This is a genomic window from Microbacterium luteum (assembly GCF_015277875.1).
Classification (GTDB): domain Bacteria; phylum Actinomycetota; class Actinomycetes; order Actinomycetales; family Microbacteriaceae; genus Microbacterium; species Microbacterium luteum.
In genome coordinates this window covers 1,430,517-1,450,491 of the sequence record NZ_CP063814.1, presented here as the reverse complement: position 1 = coordinate 1,450,491, position 19,975 = coordinate 1,430,517, and the positions used below count along the sequence as shown (strand labels likewise).

Annotated in this window: 22 protein-coding genes and 3 pseudogenes; 13 read left to right on the top strand and 12 right to left on the bottom strand. The window is 67.4% G+C overall.

The features are described 5' to 3' along the window. The first annotated feature begins 21 nt into the window (after window positions 1-21). Window positions 22-849 carry a formate/nitrite transporter family protein gene (locus IM777_RS07075; RefSeq protein ID WP_194385065.1) on the top strand — a complete coding sequence of 276 codons (828 nt, stop codon included), beginning with the start codon at window positions 22-24 and terminating at the stop codon, window positions 847-849. Between the two features lie 27 nt (window positions 850-876). On the opposite strand, the gene IM777_RS07070 is transcribed toward IM777_RS07075, so the two are convergent. Further along, window positions 877-1,443, bottom strand: a complete 567-nt coding sequence (locus IM777_RS07070) for a DNA modification methylase (RefSeq protein WP_194385064.1) — start codon at window positions 1,441-1,443, stop codon at window positions 877-879. 113 nt (window positions 1,444-1,556) lie between these two features. Between IM777_RS07070 and IM777_RS07065 the strand changes: the two genes are divergently transcribed. After that, window positions 1,557-1,895: a hypothetical protein gene (locus IM777_RS07065; protein WP_194385063.1), complete on the top strand. Its 339-nt coding sequence runs from the start codon at window positions 1,557-1,559 to the stop codon at window positions 1,893-1,895. An 8-nt stretch (window positions 1,896-1,903) separates the two neighbouring features. Here IM777_RS07065 and IM777_RS07060 read toward each other — a convergent pair whose 3' ends face one another. From IM777_RS07060 to IM777_RS07045, 4 genes are all read right to left on the bottom strand, one after another. Next, window positions 1,904-2,566, bottom strand: coding sequence for an HAD family hydrolase (locus IM777_RS07060; protein WP_194385062.1), 663 nt, complete (start codon window positions 2,564-2,566; stop codon window positions 1,904-1,906). Window positions 2,567-2,662: 96 nt separating this feature from the next. After that, complete coding sequence (locus IM777_RS07055) at window positions 2,663-3,577, bottom strand: NADP-dependent oxidoreductase (protein ID WP_071043083.1); 915 nt, start codon at window positions 3,575-3,577, stop codon at window positions 2,663-2,665. Between the two features lie 32 nt (window positions 3,578-3,609). Continuing rightward, the gene (locus IM777_RS07050) at window positions 3,610-3,951 is read right to left on the bottom strand and encodes a hypothetical protein (protein WP_071043081.1); all 342 of its coding nucleotides are present in this window, start codon (window positions 3,949-3,951) and stop codon (window positions 3,610-3,612) included. Between the two features lie 53 nt (window positions 3,952-4,004). After that, on the bottom strand, window positions 4,005-4,781 hold the full coding sequence (locus IM777_RS07045; protein ID WP_071043079.1) for an alpha/beta fold hydrolase: 777 nt from the start codon (window positions 4,779-4,781) through the stop codon (window positions 4,005-4,007). A 67-nt stretch (window positions 4,782-4,848) separates the two neighbouring features. Here IM777_RS07045 and IM777_RS07040 point away from each other — a divergent pair, with 67 nt between their 5' ends. Then, on the top strand, window positions 4,849-5,529 hold the full coding sequence (locus IM777_RS07040) for a PhzF family phenazine biosynthesis protein (protein ID WP_194385061.1): 681 nt from the start codon (window positions 4,849-4,851) through the stop codon (window positions 5,527-5,529). A 537-nt stretch (window positions 5,530-6,066) separates the two neighbouring features. On the opposite strand, the pseudogene IM777_RS07035 reads toward IM777_RS07040, so the two are convergent. The 3 genes and pseudogenes from IM777_RS07035 to arfB form a co-directional block, all read right to left on the bottom strand. Then, window positions 6,067-7,570 (bottom strand): annotated as a pseudogene (locus tag IM777_RS07035) (IS1634 family transposase). Between the two features lie 276 nt (window positions 7,571-7,846). Beyond that, window positions 7,847-8,872 carry an NADPH:quinone reductase gene (locus tag IM777_RS07030; protein WP_194385060.1) on the bottom strand — a complete coding sequence of 342 codons (1,026 nt, stop codon included), beginning with the start codon at window positions 8,870-8,872 and terminating at the stop codon, window positions 7,847-7,849. Between the two features lie 70 nt (window positions 8,873-8,942). Then, a complete protein-coding gene (arfB, locus tag IM777_RS07025) occupies window positions 8,943-9,380 on the bottom strand; it encodes an alternative ribosome rescue aminoacyl-tRNA hydrolase ArfB (RefSeq protein WP_071043385.1) in 438 nt (145 codons plus the stop codon). 83 nt (window positions 9,381-9,463) lie between these two features. Between arfB and IM777_RS07020 the strand changes: the two genes are divergently transcribed. The 4 genes from IM777_RS07020 (at window position 9,464) to IM777_RS07005 (ending at window position 13,814) form a co-directional block, all read left to right on the top strand. Continuing rightward, window positions 9,464-10,447: a squalene cyclase gene (locus tag IM777_RS07020; protein WP_194385059.1), complete on the top strand. Its 984-nt coding sequence runs from the start codon at window positions 9,464-9,466 to the stop codon at window positions 10,445-10,447. Window positions 10,448-10,521: 74 nt separating this feature from the next. Then, window positions 10,522-11,457 (top strand): nucleoside hydrolase, encoded by a 936-nt coding sequence (locus IM777_RS07015; protein WP_071043072.1) that lies wholly within the window; start codon window positions 10,522-10,524, stop codon window positions 11,455-11,457. Between the two features lie 69 nt (window positions 11,458-11,526). Further along, on the top strand, window positions 11,527-11,922 hold the full coding sequence (locus IM777_RS07010; RefSeq protein ID WP_194385058.1) for an ArsR/SmtB family transcription factor: 396 nt from the start codon (window positions 11,527-11,529) through the stop codon (window positions 11,920-11,922). Continuing rightward, window positions 11,919-13,814 carry a heavy metal translocating P-type ATPase gene (locus tag IM777_RS07005; protein ID WP_194385057.1) on the top strand — a complete coding sequence of 632 codons (1,896 nt, stop codon included), beginning with the start codon at window positions 11,919-11,921 and terminating at the stop codon, window positions 13,812-13,814. Before IM777_RS07010 ends, IM777_RS07005 begins: the two co-directional genes overlap by 4 nt. 21 nt (window positions 13,815-13,835) lie before the next feature. Here IM777_RS07005 and IM777_RS07000 read toward each other — a convergent pair whose 3' ends face one another. The 4 genes from IM777_RS07000 to IM777_RS06985 form a co-directional block, all read right to left on the bottom strand. Beyond that, window positions 13,836-14,795 (bottom strand): aldo/keto reductase, encoded by a 960-nt coding sequence (locus IM777_RS07000; protein WP_194385056.1) that lies wholly within the window; start codon window positions 14,793-14,795, stop codon window positions 13,836-13,838. A gap of 198 nt (window positions 14,796-14,993) precedes the next feature. Continuing rightward, on the bottom strand, window positions 14,994-15,455 hold the full coding sequence (locus tag IM777_RS06995; protein WP_194385055.1) for a GNAT family N-acetyltransferase: 462 nt from the start codon (window positions 15,453-15,455) through the stop codon (window positions 14,994-14,996). Between the two features lie 139 nt (window positions 15,456-15,594). Beyond that, the gene (locus IM777_RS06990) at window positions 15,595-15,855 is read right to left on the bottom strand and encodes a Txe/YoeB family addiction module toxin (protein ID WP_194385054.1); all 261 of its coding nucleotides are present in this window, start codon (window positions 15,853-15,855) and stop codon (window positions 15,595-15,597) included. Further along, a complete protein-coding gene (locus tag IM777_RS06985; protein WP_194385053.1) occupies window positions 15,852-16,103 on the bottom strand; it encodes a type II toxin-antitoxin system Phd/YefM family antitoxin in 252 nt (83 codons plus the stop codon). The genes IM777_RS06990 and IM777_RS06985 overlap by 4 nt, the downstream gene beginning before the upstream one ends. 272 nt (window positions 16,104-16,375) lie before the next feature. Here IM777_RS06985 and IM777_RS06980 point away from each other — a divergent pair, with 272 nt between their 5' ends. From IM777_RS06980 to IM777_RS06960, 6 genes and pseudogenes are all read left to right on the top strand, one after another. Next, a complete protein-coding gene (locus IM777_RS06980) occupies window positions 16,376-16,615 on the top strand; it encodes a hypothetical protein (RefSeq protein WP_194385052.1) in 240 nt (79 codons plus the stop codon). 127 nt (window positions 16,616-16,742) lie between these two features. Beyond that, on the top strand, window positions 16,743-17,267 hold the full coding sequence (locus IM777_RS06975) for an ORC-CDC6 family AAA ATPase (protein WP_194385051.1): 525 nt from the start codon (window positions 16,743-16,745) through the stop codon (window positions 17,265-17,267). Window positions 17,268-17,313: 46 nt separating this feature from the next. After that, window positions 17,314-17,622 carry a transposase gene (locus IM777_RS06970; RefSeq protein ID WP_071044140.1) on the top strand — a complete coding sequence of 103 codons (309 nt, stop codon included), beginning with the start codon at window positions 17,314-17,316 and terminating at the stop codon, window positions 17,620-17,622. 212 nt (window positions 17,623-17,834) lie between these two features. Continuing rightward, a pseudogene (locus tag IM777_RS17575) lies at window positions 17,835-18,206 on the top strand (transposase); the annotation flags it as partial. Window positions 18,207-18,267: 61 nt separating this feature from the next. Further along, entirely contained in the window at window positions 18,268-19,665 is a 1,398-nt protein-coding gene (locus IM777_RS06965) for an IS30 family transposase (RefSeq protein WP_071044142.1), read from the top strand. Between the two features lie 7 nt (window positions 19,666-19,672). Then, window positions 19,673-19,963, top strand: a pseudogene (locus IM777_RS06960) (integrase core domain-containing protein); the annotation flags it as partial. Window positions 19,964-19,975: the final 12 nt, after the last annotated feature.

Genomic DNA, 19,975 nt, shown 5'->3' with positions numbered 1-19,975 from the left:
GCGCCCGGCCAGGATGGACGCATGCGAGACGATCACGAGCGGCGCGCCGACGAACGCCGGCGAGACGGCGACAACGAGGGTCCCGTCGAGGAGGAGCTCGAGCTGGAGTTCGAAGACGTCGTCGGCGAGGGCGCGGAGCGACTCCACCGCACCTTTCGCGCAACGACCGTCACCGGGTTCCTCGGCGGCATCGAAGTCGGCGTGGGCGTGCTGGCCTACATCGGCGTCCTCTACGCAACGGACGACCAGCTGCTCGCGGGTCTCGCGTTCAGCATCGGCCTCCTCGCCCTGCTCATGGCGCACAGCGAGCTGTTCACCGAGAACTTCCTCATGCCGATCGCAGCCCTCATCGCCCGCGAAGGAACGATCGGCCAGTTGCTGCGACTGTGGAGCGGCACCCTGCTCGCGAACCTCGCCGGCGGCTGGCTCGTCATGGCGATCATCGTGCTCGCCTTCCCCGAGTGGCACACGGTGCTGGATGAGACGGCGCACCACTTCCTGGATGCTCCCCTCGACTGGCGCTTCGTGATGCTGTCCGTGCTCGGCGGTGCGGTCATCACACTGATGACCCGCATGCAGGAGGGGACGGACTCGGAACCGGCCAAGATCGTCGCAGCGGTCGCCGGCGGCTTCATCCTGGCCGGCTTCCAGCTGTTCCACTCGATCCTGGACTCGCTGTTCGCCTTCGGTGCGATCCTGAGCGGCGCCGAGATCACCTACCTCGACTGGCTGCTGTGGTTCCTGCCGGTGCTGGTGCTGAACCTTCTGGGCGGGCTGCTGCTGGTGACCGTGCTGCGCATCGTGCGGGAGGGCGAGCTCTTCACGCTCCGCCGGCAGAACCGAGACTGATCCCTCGCATGCGGCGCCTCTGTGCCTCTACGGCTCGACGTCGACGTACCAGGGGCACTCTTCCGGACCCTCCGCGTTCGGTTCGATCTGCCGCAGATACTCCAGGCATCCCCCCAGCACCGGCACCTGCACGGTGACGGCCTCAGCGACGTCGGTTTCGAACGTCACGGGGATGGTTCCGCCGGGATCAGCGTCCAGCGGGTCGATGAGAGGCGGGTCGTCCAGGCTGTCGCGCGCGCCGTAGCTGACGGTGCTGTCGGCCGCCACATCGATGCGAAGGGTGTCCTGCACGGGATCGCCGACGGAAACGGTCATCGAGCGCTCCTGGTCGCTGTTGTTCACGACGGCGGCGACGAGGTTCCCCCGCGTGCCGTCGTCGTTGGCGACGACGAGAACGTTGCGTACGGCCACGTCTCCCAGACCCTCGACGTTGACTCCGTCGCCCGCAGAGGAGCGGTACTCGTTCTCGTCGACGAAAAAGCTGCACGCGCTGGTGCCTGCGACCACAGCCGCCAGGAGCATGATCACGCCTGTCAGGCGTGTCCTCGCACGGTCGCGCGCACGGGTTCCGGTGGTCTTCTCTCGTTCACGCATGAGGCCATCGTCACCAGCTGCACGGCGACGGTGAAGGGGTTGCATCAGCGACGCCCGTCGTTCTCGTTCCCGGATCCGGCCCAGCGCGGATCGGGCCGGGTTAGCCTGCCCCTGTGACCGCCGCGCCCCGCTCCCGCATCGGGATCTTCACGCGAGCGCTGCTCGCCGGTGGCATCGGCGTCACCGTGGTCGCTCTCACCGCGACCGTGACAGCGAGCATGAGCGACGATGTCGACGGGATGCGCGGGGCCGGCGTCTTCATCGTGTCGGGCCTCACCTTCACCGCGGCCGGGCTCGTGATCTCCGCGGTCGCCACCCACGGGGCGGAGTTCATCCACGCCGTGGTCGAGGCGGGGACCATCCGCCGATCGCACACGCCGTCGAACGACGAAGACACCGCGGCGCCTGGAAACGACCCGGAGTCCGACGACCCGCCCCGCCCGAGCGCCTGACCGCGCGCTCAGCGCGTCGATCGTGCGAGGGGTCCGCCGTCGAGGTTCTCGTGAAGTTCGACCAGCGACTCGTACACCCGGAACGCACCGGCCTCCCGGAGTTCCGCTTCGGAGAAACCGCCGGTGCGCACGGCGATCGTGGGTACGTCGAGCTTGCCGGCGGCGACCGCATCCCACACCGAATCGCCGATCATCACGCCGGACGCGCCGTCGACCTTCTGCAGCGCGACGCCGACGAGGTCCGGCTCGGGCTTGGTCGCATCGACGTCGTCGGATGTCGTCCACGCGTCGGCGACCTCGCGCCCGCCGAGCAGGTCGAGGAAGTGCTCCACGTGCGCCTTCTGACCGGAGCTGGCGAGCACGAGGCGGAAGCCACGGGACGCGACCTCGTCGATCAGGGCACGAGCCCCCTCGAAGGGCTGGATCTCATCCAGCATCGGCTCGAACTCCTCGGTCCACGCCGCGCGAAGCTCGTCGCCGTGCGCCTTCTCGACGTCTTCACCGGCGATGGCGGTGACGAGGTTGTCGCCGCCCATGCCGATCGCGCGATGGATGCGCCACACGGCGGGAGTGATGTCATACCGCCGGAACGCGCGGTACCACGCGAGTGCGTGCTGATAGTTGGTGTCGACGAGGGTTCCGTCGACGTCGAAGATCGCGGTGTCGGCCATGGGCTCCTCCGGGGATGCGGGTGCGTCGAACCTCGCCAGCCTCTCAGCCGGAGGCAAATCGGCCGGAGGGGTTGCGCTGGGCGCGATGTCGCGACATCAGGGGATCACGACGATCTTTCCGGGCGCGTGCGACGACTCCACTGCCGTGAACGCGGCGACGATGTCGTCGAGCGGGAACGTCTGCGCGACCGGAAACGCGAGCTCACCCGAAGCGATGCGGTCGAGCAGCATGGCGAAGTTCTCCGACGTGCGGGCCGCGCGCTCGACGTTCGGCACGCCCAGCTCATCGAGGGCCGCATACGCCGCGATCGCGGTCATCCGTTCGGTGGGCACGCCGAGGCTGATGCCGATGTCGAGCGCGTCGCGCCCGTGGCAGTCGATCACGGCCGTGATCGTGCCGTGCGCGGCGACCCGGTCTCCGGCGCCTTCGCCGTACTCGACGGGCTCCGCACCGAGGGAGCGGATGAGCTCGGCGTTGGCCCGGGATCCCGTTCCGATCACCCGCGCACCGGCCGCAACGGCGAGCTGACACACGACCGTGCCCACCGCACCCGAGGCACCCCCGACGAGCAGCGTGTCGTCGAGGCCGACGGGAACCGTCGTCACGCACGACACCGCCGTGAGGCCCGCGACCCACAGCGAGCCGGCGACTTCCACCGGCACATTCTCCGGTCGCCGGGCGAGCGCGGATGACTTCGCCAGCGTCCGCTCCGCGATGCTTCCGGGACCGCTGCCCGCCACCTCGTCTCCCACCTCGATCGGTGTGCCGTCGGCGTAGGCCGCTCCCTCCCCGACCGCTTCGACCGTGCCGGCGAGGTCCGATCCGATGCGCCGCGGGAAGGCCGTCTTCAGCGTGATGAAGCCGCTGCGCACCTTGGCGTCGTAGGGGTTCACGCCGGCGGCGCGAATGCGCACCGCAACCTGGCCCGGGCCGGGCGCGGCATCCGCCACCTCACTGACGTGGAGCACCTGGGGTGCTCCGACCTCGTCGTACATCACGGCACGGCTCATGGCGACCTCCTCCTTGCGGTGGTTCCGCCAGCCTACGGTCGCCCGTGCCGCTCCTTCTCGTTGCGCGAGATCCGGCTGTTGACGACCATGATCACGATCGCTGCGGGCAGCAGGAACGCGACGATCAGCAGGCCGGCCAGCCACCCGAGACCTGGCCCTTCCCACGTCGCCGAACGGGTGATCGCCCACATGACGACCCCAAGCAGCACGAGCACGATACCGATGCCACGCAGCACCGCCATCCACGGCTTCTCGCCCTCGGGCTGCTTCGACCACGGGATCACCGTGCCGGGGTTCGATCGCGCGTACGCGATCACTCCTCCGGCGTAGCAGGCCGCTCCGATGACGGCGAGGACGATCCAGAGCGTTTCCATCCCGCCAGCATCCCGTCGCGGGGTCTCCCACGCAACCACGGGCGTATGATCCCTCACCCCGCCGCGGCGGCGAACTCCCTCATGCGGGCGACGAAGCGCTCGGGTTCGGCGAGGTGCGGGTAGTGCGTCGCCTGCCACACCTCGTAGGAGGTGCTCGGGATGCGCTCGCGCAGCCACGCGACATAGTCCGGCCCGGGGTCGAGCCCGGCGATGACGAGATAGGGCACATTCGGCGGCACCGCGACGGTTTCGTCGACGGTGACGGCCAGTTCCTCGGGAGTCTGTGTGAGCATCGGAGCCCACACGCCGAGCACGACCTCCCGCCGAGGGGTGCGCAGCCGGGCGAGCCGCTTGTTCTCCGCCTTCGGGAGGGGTCCCTTCATCGAGCGGAAGAGTCCGCTCACGAGGAGCGGGAACAGCGGGCTCCTCAGCAGCGGTTCCATCTTCTTCACACGCTCCTGCATGTCGCCGAGAGCGAGCGGCTGGTCGATGTTGACGACGCCGCGGGTGGGATACGTGGAGCCGTACGCGGTGGCGATGATGCCGCCCATCGAGTGTCCGACCACGATGGGCACCGCGCCCGGGCGCACGGCCTCGACGGTCGCGTGCACGTCAGCCGCGAGGGTGAGTGGATCGAACGGCGCCTGGAGGGCTGATCGGCCGTGACCGCGCACATCGACGCGGAGCACCTCGAAGTCGGCGGTGAGATCGATGGGGTCCCACACGGCGCGGTTCTCGGTGATGCCGTGGATGAGCACGAGCAACGGGCCGGAACCGGCGATGTCGTGAGCGAGGACGAGTGGAGCGGCGGTGTCGGGTGCGCCTGTCATGAACCAAAGGTAGAGGCGTCGGTGTCAACGCGTCACGCGACGCTCTCGACCCTGCAAGAATCGCGGGATGAGTCTGATGGTGAATGTCGTCAACGTGTTCGTCGATGACGACGGCGAGCACGGCAATCCTCTGGGAATCGTGTGGGCGTCACCGCAGACGAAGAAGCGCGAGCAGGACATCGCCACCGACCTCGGTTTCAGCGAGACGATCTTCATCGACGCCGTCGACGACGGCACGGTCACGGCGCGGATCTTCACCCCGTCGCGGCAGTTGCGCTTCGCCGGGCACCCCGTCGTCGGACTCGCGGCATGGCTGCGGAGCACGGATGAAGACGTCAAGGAGATCGACGTTCCCGCCGGCAGCGCCCGGGTGCGTTTCGACGGCGATCGGGTGTTCGTCAACGCTCTGCCCCAGTGGTGCCCCGAGTTCACCTTCACCCAGCTCGATGAGGCGTCCGAAGTGACCGCCGTCGACCCCGACGCCTATTCCTTCGGGGCCAATTACGTCTGGGCGTGGATCGATCGTGAGGCCGGCACCGTGCGTTCCCGCATGTTCGCACCCGACCTCGGCATCCGCGAAGACGAGGCGACCGGCGCGGCCGCCGTCCGCCTGACGGCGGAACTCGGTCGAGACCTCGACATCACCCAGGGTCTCGGATCGCGGGTCTACACCCACGCGCGCTACCTGGGTCAGCAGGTCGAGGTCGGCGGACGCGTGTCGGACGCACGGCTCATGGAGCTGACCTGAAGCTGACCCGCGGGTTCGTTTGCTCCGCACTCCCACTCAAGCTCGCGCATGCGTGCTCGCCGAACCTCGGGCTAAGATCCGGGAATGCGGATCGTCGTCTCGGGGACGCACGCGATCGGCAAGAGTACGCTCATCGGAGACTTTGCCGCGTCGCATCCAGAGTACGAAGTACTTCCCGATCCTTTCGAGCTGGTCGACACGGCCGCGGATGAGCCCGACGCATCGACCTATCTCGCGCAGCTTCGCCTCTCCGCGGACCGTCTCGTCGAGCTCTCGCCCGCTGATCGAGTCATCGCGGAACGCGGCCCCCTCGACTTCCTCGCCTACCTGGCCGCGATGGACCATCTGCGCCGCATTCGCCTCCAGGAGGAGGTTCGCATACGTGCCGCCGCTCTCATCGCGCAGGCGATGTGCGCGGTCGACCTGCTCGTGGTGCTCCCAGCGACGGGGTATGACGACTTTCGAGCCCCGGAAGACGAGGACCCCGAACTTCGTCAGGCGATGAACGACGCGCTGCTCGACCTGAGTCGTGCCAAGTTAGTGCCCCGCGGCGGTGAGGATGGCGTGGGCGTCGGGGCCGGGTGGGGTGGTGGCGGTGATCTCGTTGCCGGCGATGCTGATGGTGATGTCGCGGAGGGGCCGCAGAGCGCGGATGATCTTGCGGATGGTGACCCCGGTGGTGTCTTGCAGGTGGCGTGAGATCGCGAGGGCGGTGAACACGATCGTGAGGTGCGCGTGGATCGAATCGGCCTCGTGATGGAACATCGGCCTGGCGCGTAAGTCGGTCTTCGCCATCCGGAAGGACCGTTCGACCTGGAACAGGTCGTGGTAGGCCGCGACGACCTCGTTCCCGGTGAGGCGGGCAGCGGGAATGTTGCTGACGTAGCCTTTCAAGCCGGCGAGCTGGCGGGCGCGGTCCACGAGCGTCTGATCGACGCTGGGGCGGGTTCCGGTCAGCTTCACGAACCGGTCCTTGCGCAGCGGCCGGGTGCCGTCGGCGATCTTCTGCGCCTTCTCGACCTGCTTGTTCAGCGTGTAGTTGTCTCGCCGGTCCCTCTTGTAGGAGTAGTGGTAGACCACCCGCCGCTCCCGGGCGTTCGCCCCGGTCCCCATGACGCGCTTGGATTCCATGGTCTCGCCGTCGTGGAGGACCCCGCCGTGCTTGTCGAAGTGGTCGGCGAGGTCGTAGGGGGCCTTGCTGATCCGGGACCCGACGATGAACGAGAACCCGGCATCCTCGAGCGCGTTCAGATTCGACGCGGACAACATGCCGGCGTCGGCGACCACGACCACGTCATCGACCTGGTGGCGGTCCTGGAACGTGCGCAGCACCGGCAGCAGGGTGAGGGTCTCGGCGGTGTTCCCGGTGAACTCGTGGACCTCGAGCGGGAACCCGCCGGCGGTGACGAGCATCCCGACCAGGATCTGCGGGTCCACCCGCCGTTCCTTGCTCATCCCCACCTTCCGGAGCGCGTCCTCGTCCTCGGCCTCGAAGTAGAGGGTGGTGACGTCGTAGAGCACCAGCTTCAACGCCCCACCGCAGGTCGCATGGGCGTAGGCCGCGGCGGCAAGCTTGTCCCGCCAGTCCTGCTCGACGCAGCGAGCGAGGGTCCGCCAGATCGTCCGTAGCGACGGCGCCGGAACACCAAGATCGTCGAGGACACGGATCGTGTCCGCCTTCGAGGTGGGCTCGACCACGCGGGCGAGGACGAGCTTCATGAACGTGTCATCATCGACCGCGGCGGCGAACCCGAGGACCCTGGTAGGTGGCCTCCAGCAGATCCCACAGCACCCGCGACCGGGAACCCGTCACAATCGGTGCGACCCCGGTCGGCGCGGTCGGGGTCAACGCGTCGAGATCGAACGCGAGCTGCCCGGCCGTGATCCGCTCCTTCGCGATACGGACCAGTGCCGCCAGCTGGGCGTCATCGTGCGCGGAACCGATGTGCTCCACGATCGTGCGGACCCCGCGATGCTTACGCGCGATCTGCACCGCCGTCGCCCCCGACGCGGTACGCACCTTCCGCACGAACAACCCCACCGACCGAGTCTAAATCGACGTCGTTAGTGCCCCCGCCGCGCACTAACACCCCCGGAAAATCAACGATCCCAGGCCACTGAGCCGCTGATCACGCGAAAGTGGCACGATTCAGGCCGGAAGACGAGGACCCCGAACTTCGTCAGGCGATGAACGACGCGCTGCTCGATCTGGTCGACGACTCAGACCTCCTTGCAGGCACAACCCTTGTTGAAATCGCCGGGCCCACGAGCTCTCGCTTGAATCGGGTGGAAGAAGCGCTACGGAACAGAGAACGATTCAGGCCTCGCCGCTGACCTCGATCAGCACCTTGCCGACGGCGCCCTGCTCGACGGCGTCGTGAGCGGCTGCCGTCTCTTCCAGCGAGAACCACGTCAACGGCAGCCCCGCCTCTTCGCCGACAGGCAGCGCCCCGTCGTATAGTGCGGCGGTGATGTCCTCGGCGGCGGCGCGCAGCGCATCCTCGCCGACGGTGTAGAGCAGAAGCCCCTGGGTGCGCACGTTCTTCGCAAAGGTCGGTCGCACCGGCAGGGTGGCCTGCTCGCCGCCGTTGTCGGCGTAGTAGGCGATGGAGCCGTGATTCGCGATGACCTGACCGTCGAGCTCCGCGTTCTCGGCGATCGAGACCTCCACGATGTGATCGATGCCGGCGGGGGCGAGCGCGCTGATCTGGTCGGCCGCGTCGGCGTCGCGGTAGTTCACGGTGTGGTGGGCGCCGGCTGCACGGGCGAGCGCGGCCTTCTCGTGGCTCGAGACGGTGGCGATGACCTCGGCTCCTGCCCACACGGCGAGCTGGATGGCGGCGTGTCCGACAGCCCCCGCTCCCCCGGCGACGAGCACGACGCGCCCTTCGAGCGAGCTCGGCGACAGGCGCGCCGGGCCGTTCTCGTGCACGGTGAGCGCGCGGTGGGCCGTCATCGCGGGAACGCCGAGACTCGCGGCCACGTCGAAGCCGATCCCATCGGGAAGCTTCACTGCGCGCGAGGCCGGTACGACCGTGTGCTCCTGCGCGGTTCCGGTCGGGCGCTCGTGCTGGGCGAGGTAGATCCATACCCGGTCGCCGACGGCGAGGTCGGTGACGCCGTCGCCGACCGCATCGATCACGCCGGCCCCGTCTTGATTGGGCACGACCTCGTCGAATCCGAGCGGCGCCGCGCTGCCGGCGCGAGCCTTCCAGTCCGTGGGGTTGACGCCTGAGACGGTCACGCGCACGCGCACCTCGCCCGCGCCGGGCGCGACGGGCTCGCGCTCGGCGAGCGTGAGGACGGAGGAGCTTCCGGTACCGGTGTAGACGATTGATCGCATACGGGTGCCAACCCGCCGGGCGCGGGCGACATTCCGATTCGCCGGTCGGATCGACCGCGCGCCGGCCTGCTCAGTCCGACGGCGGGCGGCGCAGCCGTTTCACGTCGGTGCGCTGCTTCTTGGCCTTGAGTCGACGTTCCTTCGCTCCTCGGCTCGGTTTCGTCGCCCGTCGAGCGGGGCCGGGCGGTCTCAGGGCGTCGGCGACGAGCGCGGCCAGACGGTCGCGGGCGGCATCGCGGTTGCGCAGCTGCGCACGATGCTCGGATGCGGTCACCGTCAGCACGCCGTCGACCAGGCGATGGCGCAGCCGATCGAGCATCCGTTCCCGCTGTCGCTCGGAGAGCGTGGTCGATTCGGCGACATCCCACAGCAGTTCGACCCGGGAGTCGGCGGTGTTGACGCCCTGCCCGCCCGGACCCGACGATCGCGAGAACCGCCAGGTCAGTTCGGACTCCGGGATCGTGAGGCGGTCATCGATCCGGAGCCCGGGGCGCTGGGCACTGGGCATGTCATCCATCTTCACCGCGATCTCCGACGGGCGCACCGTCTGAGGTCTTCCCCGTGTCGGCGCCGAGGTCTACTGTGCGAGCCATGGTCGTCGAACAACGTGTGCTCGAGTGGATGCTGGACACCGATCCGGCGCTTCGGTGGCAGGTGGAGTGCGACATCGCCCACGCTCCACCCGAGGTGTGGCAGGCGACGCGGGCGCGCGTGCCGCATGAGGGGTGGGGTGCGCTGCTGCTGTCGAAGCAGGACGACGACGGCCAGTGGGCCGGTGGCGCGTACTTTCCGGCGGGCTTCTTCGGCAGCGAGGAGCAGACTCAGCCGGGCCAGCCGTGGGTCGCCACGACGTGGACGCTGAAGGATCTGCGCGAATTCGGCGTTCCCGCCGACGCCCTCGGTGACACCGCCGCGAGGCTCGAGCGGAACAGCCGATGGGAGTACGAGGACCTGCCCTACTGGAACGGCGAGGTCGATGTCTGCATCAACTCGTTCACGCTGGCGACCGGCGCCTGGCTGGGCGTCGACATGACCGATCTCGCCACGTGGTTCCGCGAGCACCGGCTCGACGACGGCGGCTGGAACTGCGAGGCCGAGGAGGGCGACTCGGTGCGGTCGTCGTTCCACTCGACGCTCAATGCGCTGCGCGGTCTGCTCGCCTACCAGCGGCTGACCGGCGATGAGTCGCTCACCGAAGTGCGCCGCACGGGCGAGGAGTACCTGCTCTCCCGCCGGCTGATGTATCGCGCATCGACAGGTGAGCTCGTCGACCCGTTCGTGACGCACTTCATCTACCCGAACCGGCACGTCTACAGCGCTCTCGCCGCTCTGGACTACTTCCGCGATGCCGCCGCGTACGAGGGCACCGCCCCGGACCCGCGCCTGGCCGAGGCGATCGACCTCGTGCGTGAGCAGCGTCAGCCCGACGGCACGTGGATCCAGTCCCGTCGCCTCGCGGGTCGGGTCTGGTTCCACATGGACGTTCCCGAGGGCGAGCCCTCCCCGTGGCTGACCCTCATCGGCACCCGCGTTCTGGAGTGGTGGGACGCGTCGCGAGAGGCGCCCGCGGCGTAGCTCCCCAAGAAGGACTCGGCACACGCTCGAAACATGGCGCCTCTACAGTCGGACGCGATCCGAAAGGCCTCGCCATGACCCTCCGCCTGATCCACGACACCGACACCGCGCAAGACGACGCGTTCGCGCTCATGATCGGGCTGCGGCATCCGAACACGCGCGTCGAGGCGGTGACCGTCAACTACGGCAACGTCGACTTCGATCAGATGGTCGAGAACGCCCTGTACACGATCGAGGTGGCCGGCTTCGGCGGCCAGGTGCCGGTGTACGAGGGGTGCCGGCTGCCGCTCATCGCTCCCTTCGACGACTCGTCGTACGTGCACGGGGTGGATGGATTCGGCGGCGCGAACTTTCCCAAGGCGGCGCAGCGGCCTGAGACCGAGAACGCCGTGTCTGCGCTCATCCGTCTGATCAACGACAACCCCGGCGAGCTGACGATCATCGCTCAGGCGCCGCTGACGAACCTCGCCTGTGCTGTGGCCGCCGACCGCTCGATCGCCGGCAAGGTGAAGCACCTCTACGTCATGGGCGGCACGAACAATGCGCTCGGCAACATCACCGCGGCGGCCGAGGCGAACTTCTGGCATGACCCCGAAGCGGCGAAGATCGTGCTTGCGGCCGGGTTCCCCACGACGATCGTGCCGTGGGACCTCGTGATGTCGCACGGGCGGTTCAGCCCCGATCAGCTGCGGATCATCGAGGAGCTCGACACCCCGCAGTCGCGTTTCTTCACCCGCGCGAACCGGGCGAGCGTCGAATACGTCGAGAAGACGCATGGGGTGCCCGGCAGCACTCATCCCGACTCGATCGCCGCCGCGATCGCGGTCGAACCGTCGATCATCACGAAAGCGTCCGACTACTTCGTCGACGTCGAGACGAACCCGGGCCTCACCCAGGGATACATGCTCGTCGACGCCGTGCGTCGCTCGGGCCGCGAGCCGAACGCACGCGTCATCGAGGCGATCGATCAGGACTTGTTCTTCCAGACGATGGTCAACGCCCTCTCCTGACCACAACCGCCGTCCTCTCGGACGCGATCTGCCTTCCACGACACGGACAAACTGACCTAGTATCTGCGTATGGGTGAAGATTCACAGGCGTGCACCTTCGATGCATCCAGTCAATACGTCGACCTCGCGGCCGAGGTGTTCTCGCTGCTGTCGGATGCGACACGGATCCGCATCATCCTCGCCCTGCGCCGAGGCGAACTGTCGGTCGGCGAGATCGCGGAACGTGTGGGCAAATCGCCGACCGTCGTGTCGCAGCATCTCGCGAAGTTGCGGTGGGCGCGCATCGTCGCGACGCGTAAGGAGGGCACCCGGGTGTATTACAACCTCATCGACGAGCACGCGCGACAGCTCGTGACGCATGCCGTGTTCCAGGCTGAGCACGTCGTGGGCGACACCCTGCCCCGTCATCACGTCGGCGCATCGGGCCTGCCGGTGGCAGACGGCGATGCGGAGACAGCGCCGTGAGCGTCGACGCGCGCACAGCGACACACGTCACCTCGGGCGCACGGGAGCGGAGCCTGTGGGGCCGCATCGACCGCGGCGATCTGATCCGCACCCTCTTCGTCGCCGCGTGTGCCGTGGCGGTCGCGCTCGGCGCGACCTGGCCGTGGCCGCAGGTACCGGTCATCGCGGTCGTGGGTCTCGTGGTGGGATGCTGGCCGATCGCCACCGAGGCCTGGGAAGACGTGCGACACCGCCGCATGAGCATGGAGCTGTCCATGCTCATCGCGATCGTGGCCGCCGCCGCGATCGGCGAATGGGTGACCTCGCTCGTGATCGCTGCGTTCGTGCTGGCTGCCGAGATCCTCGAAGACCTCTCGATGGATCGCGGCCGCGACGCTCTGACCGACCTCATGAGCTTCCTGCCCGACACCGTGCAGGTGCGCACCGACGATGGGTCGCCGGTCACGCGACCGCTCGCCGACGTGCAGGAAGGCGACACCGTCATCGTGGCGCCCGGGGGTCGCATCCCGGTCGACGGGGTGGTCCTATCCGGTCGGTCGAGCGCGGACCAGTCGCGTATCACCGGCGAGTCGTGGCCGGTCGACCTCTCCCCCGGCAGCGAGGTCTTCGCCGGGTCGATCAATCAGATCGGGGCGGTCGAGGTGCGCGCCGAACGCGTGGGCGCCGACTCGTCCTACGGCCGCATCGTCGACGCGGTGCGTCAGGCGCAGTCGTCGGAGCCACCGGTGCAGCGCCTCGCCGATCGTCTGGCCGCATGGCTGGTCTACCTCGCTCTCGGCGGTGCGGTGATCACCTATGTGGTCACGCGCGATCTCGAAGCGACGATCGCCGTGGTGGTCGTCGCCGGCGCGTGCGGCATCGCCGCGGGGACGCCGCTCGCCGTTCTCGCCGCCATCGCTCGCATCGCCCGTGCCGGCGCCTTCGTGAAAGATGGCGCACACCTCGAGGCTCTCTCGGCGGTCGACACGGTCGTCTTCGACAAGACCGGCACGCTCACAGCCGGCACGCCGTCGGTCGTGGAGGTGCGCACCGACGGGATGCTCGATCAGGACCGTCTGCTGACCTTCGCGGCGTCGGCGGAGGCCTACTCCGAGCATCCACTGGGGAAGACGATGGTCGCCTCCGCCCGGACGCGCTCCCTCGAGCTGTTCCCGGCGTCGGAGTTCACCTATGAACCCGGATGCGGTGTGACGGCTGTGATCGAGGGTCACACCGTGGCGGTGGGAAACCGCACCCTGGTGGCAGACGCACCCGAGGTGGTCGACGCGCCGGGAATCGCTTCACCCGTTCACGTCGGCGTCGACGGAGCGTATGCCGGCACGATCCTGCTGGCGGATGTCATCCGCCCCACGGCTCGGGCGGCGATCGCCGAATTTCATCGGCGCGGTGTTCGCACGCTCATCCTCACCGGCGACCAGCCGGCGACCGCGCAGGCGGTGGCAGCCGAGCTCGGCATCGACGATGTGCGGGCCGGCCTCCTTCCGGAGCAGAAGCTCGCGGCGATCGACGCCGAGCGCGAAGCGGGGCGACGAGTGGCCATGGTGGGCGACGGGGTGAACGATGCCCCCTCGCTCGCGCGTGCTGACGTCGGCATCGCCATGGGGTCGGGAACGGACATCGCGCGCGAGAGCGCGGACATCGTGCTGATCAGTTCTGACCTGAGCGATCTCGTGCACACCCTGCACGTCGCCAGGCGGGCACGCCGGATCGTCATGGCGAACTTCGTCGGCACGATCGCGATCGACCTGGTCGGGATCGTGCTGGCGTCCTTCGGACTCCTGAGTCCGGTGGCGGCCGCATTCATCCACGTCGGCAGCGAGACCGCGTTCATCCTGAACTCTGCGCGCCTCATCCCTCGCCGACGCGTGGGCGCGAAGGTGCAATCCGGCTGATGCAGCCCGGGGCCGGCGTGCTCAGGCCGAAACGGCGGCGGGCGCCCACTCCGAGACGCGGTCGAGTTCGGCGATCTCGTCTGAGGTCAGGTCCAGACGGGTGCTGGCGAGCAGGTCGGTCAGCTGCTCGACGCGTGAGGCGCTCGCAATCGGAGCGACCACGGTCGGCTTGGCGCGGAGCCACGCCAGCGCGGTCGTCGTGATCGACGCGTCGTGGGCGTTGCCGATCTTCTCGAGGGTGTCGATGATCTCGATGCCCTGCGGCGTCGCGTACTTCGCGGCCCCACCGGCGCGCGGCGAACCTCCGCCGTCGGCACCGGCCGAGCGGTACTTGCCGGTGAGGAATCCGCTCGCGAGCGCGAAGTAGGGGACGAGGCCCATCCCGAACTCTTCCGCGACCGGGGCGATGTGCTCTTCGACATCGTTCCGGTGCACGAGGTTGTAGTGCGGCTGAATCGCAACGGGGCGCGTGACGCCCAGCTCGTCGGAGATGCGAACCCACTCGCGGATGCGCTCGGCGCTGTAGTTCGACACCGCAGTGTGGCGGATGAGGCCATCGCGCTGCAGCTCCGCGAACGCGGCGACCGTCTCTTCGAGAGGCGTCTCGGCGTCGTCGAAGTGGGCGTAGTAGAGGTCGATGGCGTCGATGCCCAGGCGTCCGAGAGATGCTTCGGCGGCGGCGCGCACGTTCGACGCCGACAGCCCCTTGAAGTCGGGGTGGGTGCTGACCTTCGTGGCGATGACGAGGTTCTCGGGCTTGCGCTGCGCGAGCCACTCCCCGATCAGCGTCTCGCTCTCGCCACCGGAGTTTCCCGGCACCCACGCGCTGTATCCGTCGGCTGTGTCGATGAAGTCACCGCCGCCGGCGATGAACGAGTCGAGGATGCGGAACGACGCGTCGCGGTCGGCCGTCCAGCCGAACACGTTGCCGCCGAGGGAGAGAGGAAGAACGTCGAGGTCGCTGTTTCCGATCTGGGTCATGTTTGGATCAACGGCGAGCGCGACTCGGTATTCCGGGAGCGGTGGTTGCAAGGACGCCGTCGCGCTTTCGACGTGCGGTTGGGGTTCACCCTGCGCGCATCGCATCGGGCGAGGTACCCGGGCATTGCTCGCGCCACACCAGGCGCACCACCCATGCCCACGGAAATGCGCCCCGAAGGTTCACTCACGCTGAGGCATTCAGACCGAGAGTCGGAAGTAGGCGCTGTTCGGATCCTCAACGTAGTCGGCGAACGGCCCACGGATGCGGAATCCGTACTTCGCGTAGAGAGCGCGAGCGGGTGCGAAGTGGTCCTGCGTGCCGGTTTCGAGGTTGACCTCACGGTACCCGCGGGCCCGACACTCCTGCAGGATCGCCGTCAGCACTGCGCTCGCCACCCCACGACCGCGGGCTGCGATGCTCGTGCGCATCGATTTGAGCTCACCCATCGCGGCGTCGTGCTGCTTCAATGCCCCGATGCCGAGCAGCACGCCGGTTTCGGCGTCACGCACACTCCAGAACGTGATGCTCGGATGCGCGAGCGCATCAGGGTCAAGCGCATGCACGCTCTCCGCTGGCGCTGTCTCGAACATGTCCCGCAGATGCTCTTCAAGCAGCGCGAGCACGTCGGCCGCCCTCGGATCATCAACCGAAATCAGCACCCTCCGAGACTAACGACGAGCCCGTCACCTCATGAGCGCCGCCATCCCTCGCGGCCCCGCGAGGAGTACGCAGCCTGCACGACCGGCGACTTGAGAACTTGGTCGCCCGCTGATGGACCGGCATCCGCGCCCCTGTGATTCAGTAGTGGTCTCGCGCCTGCAGTATGACGATGTGGTCATCGGTCACGTAATAGACGAGTCGGTTCTTCTCGTCGATGCGACGAGACCAGGCGCCGGAAAGAACGTGACGGAGCGGTTCGGGTTTCCCGATGCCGTCGAACGGATCACGAACGACATCCGCGATCAGCAGGTTGATCCGCTTCAGCGTCTTGCGGTCCTGTGTCTGCCAGTAGACGTAGTCCTCCCACCCGTTCGGGTCGAAGGCAAGCGATCGCGTCACGCGTCAAGGAGGTCGTGCTGCTGAAACTCGCCGCGGCGTGCGCGCTCGACAGCCTCGAGCAGTCGCTCCGCGTTCGCAGGGTTGCGCAGGAGGTAGGCCGTCTCGGTCAGTGCGTCGAAGTCGTCCTTGGACATGATCACAGCGTTGCCGCGGCGGGAGACGACTTCAACGGTCGTGTGGTCCTCGTTGACCTGCTGAATGAGCCCGAACAGGCTCTTTCGCGCTTCGGTCGCGGTGATCGCGGACATGGTGGCACACCCCTCGTTGAGTAGTACGTAAAACGGTACCACTCTACGACCGGTCGAGGACCGACAAGCGTGCGCGACCTGTGGACTCTCGCTCGGCGGCAGAAAGCATTTGTGCCCGGTCGGCTCGGTACCCTTCAGCCATGCGATCTCGCTCGTCACACCCTAATGAGTATTTCGCCGTCGACCCCCGAGTGCCGCTACCTGCTACTTGGCCGACCGTCGGGATCGTTGGACGCATCGGACGCGGCGAATTTGCTGGCCATTGGGTTTACGTGGACCCATATTGGGAGGATGCGGTGGGCGAGGGGCTGCCTGTCGGATACGCGCTCGAGCTTCCCGCCGGTCGACTGCGCGACGTCGCCGGCAGACCGCTACTCGACGACGGCACATACGACTCCTTTCGTTCGGCCGGACAGGGAGGATTCATCGACATGCTGACGACCGCCCTGGAAGTCGTCTGGTTCACCGATCCAGAGACCATCGCGGATGTCATGGCAACCATGCGCGGATGATGAGTGACGTCGCACGCTGAGCCACCGCCATGCGGTCACGTACTCCCCACCCGAAGGCCGGACTGATCTGGTCCGCAGTCGGTAGCCTGAGGAGAGAGAAGCGATCCAGGCAGAGTGGAGACCCCGGGTGACAGGTACGTCGATCATGAGCCGAGCCGGCTTCACGTCCGATCCTTTTGCGACTTGGGACTCCGACCGTGAGGAGTATCTCGCAGACTACTTCGTGCCTCCGCCCTACTTTCCGAGCGTGCTTGGCGACCCGACGGCTCCGGAACCGACGATCGTCTTTTCGCCGCGCGGCACCGGTAAGTCCGCGCTTCGACGAATGCTCGAGGTGAAGTCAGTTAGCGATTCGGTACCGTACCTGGCGATCGCGTACATGGACTTTGAGTGGGCGGGCAGCGGGACCCCATCGGTTGAAGAGCATCACGTTGAGATCGCTCGACTCGTTGCGCTGGCCATCCTGTCCGAGATCGAGGCGGAGCCGACGGAAGCGTCGTTCCATATCAACGATTACGACCGGGGTGTCCTTAAGACTGCAACGACCGCGCTCCTGTCCACGCTGACTGCAACCCAGTTTCGCGCCGCGATGGGATCGATCAAGAATCGTCACGACAAGGCCAACGATTGGGACTGCTGCACGGATAGGTGACATCTGATCTGGCTTGCCCGCAGGGTGGGCCTGGAAGGATGTTGCTGTGCCCAAGCCCTACCCGTCCGAGTTCCGTGACGACGTCGTGCGTGTCGCGAGGAACCGCGAGCCCGGAGTCACGATCGAGCAGATCGCGAAAGACTTCGGGGTCCACCCCATGACGCTGCAGAAGTGGATGCGTCGCGCCGACATCGACGAAGGTGCCAAGCCCGGTCAGTCGCGGACCGAGGCCGCGGAGATCCGTGAGCTGAAGAAGCGGAACCGGCTCCTCGAGCAGGAGAACGAGGTCCTCCGTCGTGCGGCGGCGTATCTGTCGCAGGCGAACCTGCCGGGAAAAGGTTCTACCCGCTCGTGACAGAGCTCGCCGCCGCAGGGATCCCTGTGACGGTGACGTGCCGGGTGCTCAAGCTCTCCCGTCAGCCCTACTACCGGTGGCTGGCGAACCCCATCACCCCGAGTGAGGTGGTGGAGGCGTATCGCGCGAACGCGCTGTTCGACGCGCACCGTGACGACCCGGAGTTCGGGCACAGGCTGCTGGCGGACGAGGCCCGCGACGCGGGTGAGGCGATGTCGGACCGCACCGCGTGGCGGATCGCGTCGAGCAACGGCTGGTGGTCCGCGTTCGGGAAGAAGCGGGGCCGTAACGGCAAGAAGCCGGGACCGCCGGTCCACGACGACCTGTGCGCGGTCGTCGACGAGGACGGCCGAACCCGGCACGTCTTCGCCGCCGATGCCCCGAACCAGCTCTGGCTCGTCGACATCACGGAGCACAAAACCGCTGAAGGCAAGCTCTACTGCTGCGCAATCAAAGACGCGTGCTCCGGCAAGATCGTGGGGTACTCGATCGACTCGAGGATGAAGTCCCGGTTGGCAGTTCAGGCGCTCGAGAACGCTGTCGCGATGCGCGGCGACGTCGCCGGCTGCGTGGTCCACAGCGACAGGGGCAGTCAAGGCGGATTCAACTGGTCGTCGCAACACCTCGTGATCGCGGAGGTGTCAGATGGTTCGTCGTCAGCAGGCAGCAGATCGGGCGGAGCGGCCGAAGCTTCGGTCGCCTGGGCATCCGAAGTTCCAGCGGCATGTCGAGGCAGCGTTCTGGGCCGAGATCGCCAAGGGGTTGCTGCCCATCGAGGCTGCTGCCGTGGTCGGCGTGGCGCAAGCGGTCGGTCAGCGGTGGTTCCGCAACGCTGGCGGCATGCCGCCGTTCGACCTGAAGTTCACGCCAACCGGACGCTACCTGTCGTTCGCTGAGCGTGAGGAGATCGCGCTCCTGCGTGCTCAGGGAAGCGGGGTGCGCGAGATCGCCCGAACTATAGGCCGTGACCCGGGGACGATCTCCCGTGAGCTGCGCCGGAATGCGGCCGTCCGCTACGGAAGTCGCGGGTATCGAGCATCGGTCGCGCAGTGGAAGGCTGACATGGCCGCGAAGCGTCCGAAGGCGGCGAAGCTGGTCACGAACGCCCGGTTGCATGCCTACGTCCACGAGCGGCTATCCGGGCAGATCACCACACCTGATGGCAAGATCATCGTCGGTCCCGAGCCGCCGCGGTTCACGGGGATCAACAAGCCGCACCGCAAGCATCGCGGGTGGTCGACGGCGTGGAGTCCGGAGCAGATCAGCAACCGACTCAAGGTCGACTTCCCCGATGATGAGTCCATGCGCATCAGCCACGAAGCGATCTACCAGTCGCTCTACATTCAGGGCCGTGGCGCGCTCAAACGCGAGCTCGTCTGGTGTCTGCGCACGGGCCGGGCGCTTCGCGCACCGCGGGAACGCTCACGTCGTAAGACGTGGGCGCACGTCACTCCCGGAACCCTGATCAGCGAACGCCCTCCTGAAGCTGAGGACCGCGCTGTTCCCGGCCATTGGGAAGGCGATCTGCTGATCGGGCTGGAGCGTTCCGCGATCGGCACCGTCGTCGACCGCATGACCAGGTTCACGATGCTCGTCCACCTCCCACGCGAGGAGGGATACCGGCACAAGGAGACACCCAAGAATGGTCCCGCCCTGGCTGGCTATGGCGCGATCACGATGAAGAACGCGCTGGCGAACACGATGTCGACACTCCCCACCCAACTGGCACGGTCGTTGACCTGGGATCGCGGCAAGGAGATGTCCGCTCACGCAACGTTCACGGTCGAGACCGGCATCCCGGTGTTCTTCGCCGATCCGCAGTCGCCCTGGCAGCGCGGCACCAACGAGAACACCAACGGCCTGCTACGCCAGTACTTTCCCAAGGGCACCGACCTGGCCCGGTGGAGCGCGGAAGACATCGAAGCCGTCGCTCACGCCCTCAACACCAGGCCCCGCAAGTCACTCGGATGGAAGACCCCCGCCGAAGCCTTCAACGAGCAGCTACTGTTGCTCCAACAAGCCGGTGTTGCAACGACCGGTTGAACCCGGTCAATTTCGCAGTCGGAAGTTCCTGCGTGCGCTGGCCCGTCATCACCTGGTCGGATCCATGGGCCGGGTCGGGTCGAGCGGGGACAACGCGGCCATGGAAAGCTTCTTCGCGCTGCTGCAGAAGAACGTCCTCGACCGGCGCTCCTGGACCACTCGCGAGCAGCTGCGCATCGCGATCGTCACCTGGATCGAACGGACCTACCACCGCCGACGCCGTCAGGCACGCCTGGGCCGTTTGACGCCCATCGAGTTCGAGACCATCATGAACACGACCGTCGCACTGGCGGCGTGACTAGGAACCGTC

What these genes read in the sequence shown, in the direction of transcription:
- IM777_RS07075 (WP_194385065.1), top strand. Translation starts at nt 22, where the DNA reads ATGCGAGACGATCACGAGCGGCGCGCCGACGAACGCCGGCGAGACGGC.
- IM777_RS07070 (WP_194385064.1), bottom strand. Translation starts at nt 1,443, where the DNA reads ATGCGTGAACGAGAGAAGACCACCGGAACCCGTGCGCGCGACCGTGCG.
- IM777_RS07060 (WP_194385062.1), bottom strand. Translation starts at nt 2,566, where the DNA reads ATGGCCGACACCGCGATCTTCGACGTCGACGGAACCCTCGTCGACACC.
- IM777_RS07055 (WP_071043083.1), bottom strand. Translation starts at nt 3,577, where the DNA reads ATGAGCCGTGCCGTGATGTACGACGAGGTCGGAGCACCCCAGGTGCTC.
- IM777_RS07050 (WP_071043081.1), bottom strand. Translation starts at nt 3,951, where the DNA reads ATGGAAACGCTCTGGATCGTCCTCGCCGTCATCGGAGCGGCCTGCTAC.
- IM777_RS07045 (WP_071043079.1), bottom strand. Translation starts at nt 4,781, where the DNA reads ATGACAGGCGCACCCGACACCGCCGCTCCACTCGTCCTCGCTCACGAC.
- IM777_RS07040 (WP_194385061.1), top strand. Translation starts at nt 4,849, where the DNA reads ATGAGTCTGATGGTGAATGTCGTCAACGTGTTCGTCGATGACGACGGC.
- IM777_RS07030 (WP_194385060.1), bottom strand. Translation starts at nt 8,872, where the DNA reads ATGCGATCAATCGTCTACACCGGTACCGGAAGCTCCTCCGTCCTCACG.
- arfB (WP_071043385.1), bottom strand. Translation starts at nt 9,380, where the DNA reads ATGCCCAGTGCCCAGCGCCCCGGGCTCCGGATCGATGACCGCCTCACG.
- IM777_RS07020 (WP_194385059.1), top strand. Translation starts at nt 9,464, where the DNA reads ATGGTCGTCGAACAACGTGTGCTCGAGTGGATGCTGGACACCGATCCG.
- IM777_RS07015 (WP_071043072.1), top strand. Translation starts at nt 10,522, where the DNA reads ATGACCCTCCGCCTGATCCACGACACCGACACCGCGCAAGACGACGCG.
- IM777_RS07010 (WP_194385058.1), top strand. Translation starts at nt 11,527, where the DNA reads ATGGGTGAAGATTCACAGGCGTGCACCTTCGATGCATCCAGTCAATAC.
- IM777_RS07000 (WP_194385056.1), bottom strand. Translation starts at nt 14,795, where the DNA reads ATGACCCAGATCGGAAACAGCGACCTCGACGTTCTTCCTCTCTCCCTC.
- IM777_RS06985 (WP_194385053.1), bottom strand. Translation starts at nt 16,103, where the DNA reads ATGTCCGCGATCACCGCGACCGAAGCGCGAAAGAGCCTGTTCGGGCTC.
- IM777_RS06965 (WP_071044142.1), top strand. Translation starts at nt 18,268, where the DNA reads ATGGTTCGTCGTCAGCAGGCAGCAGATCGGGCGGAGCGGCCGAAGCTT.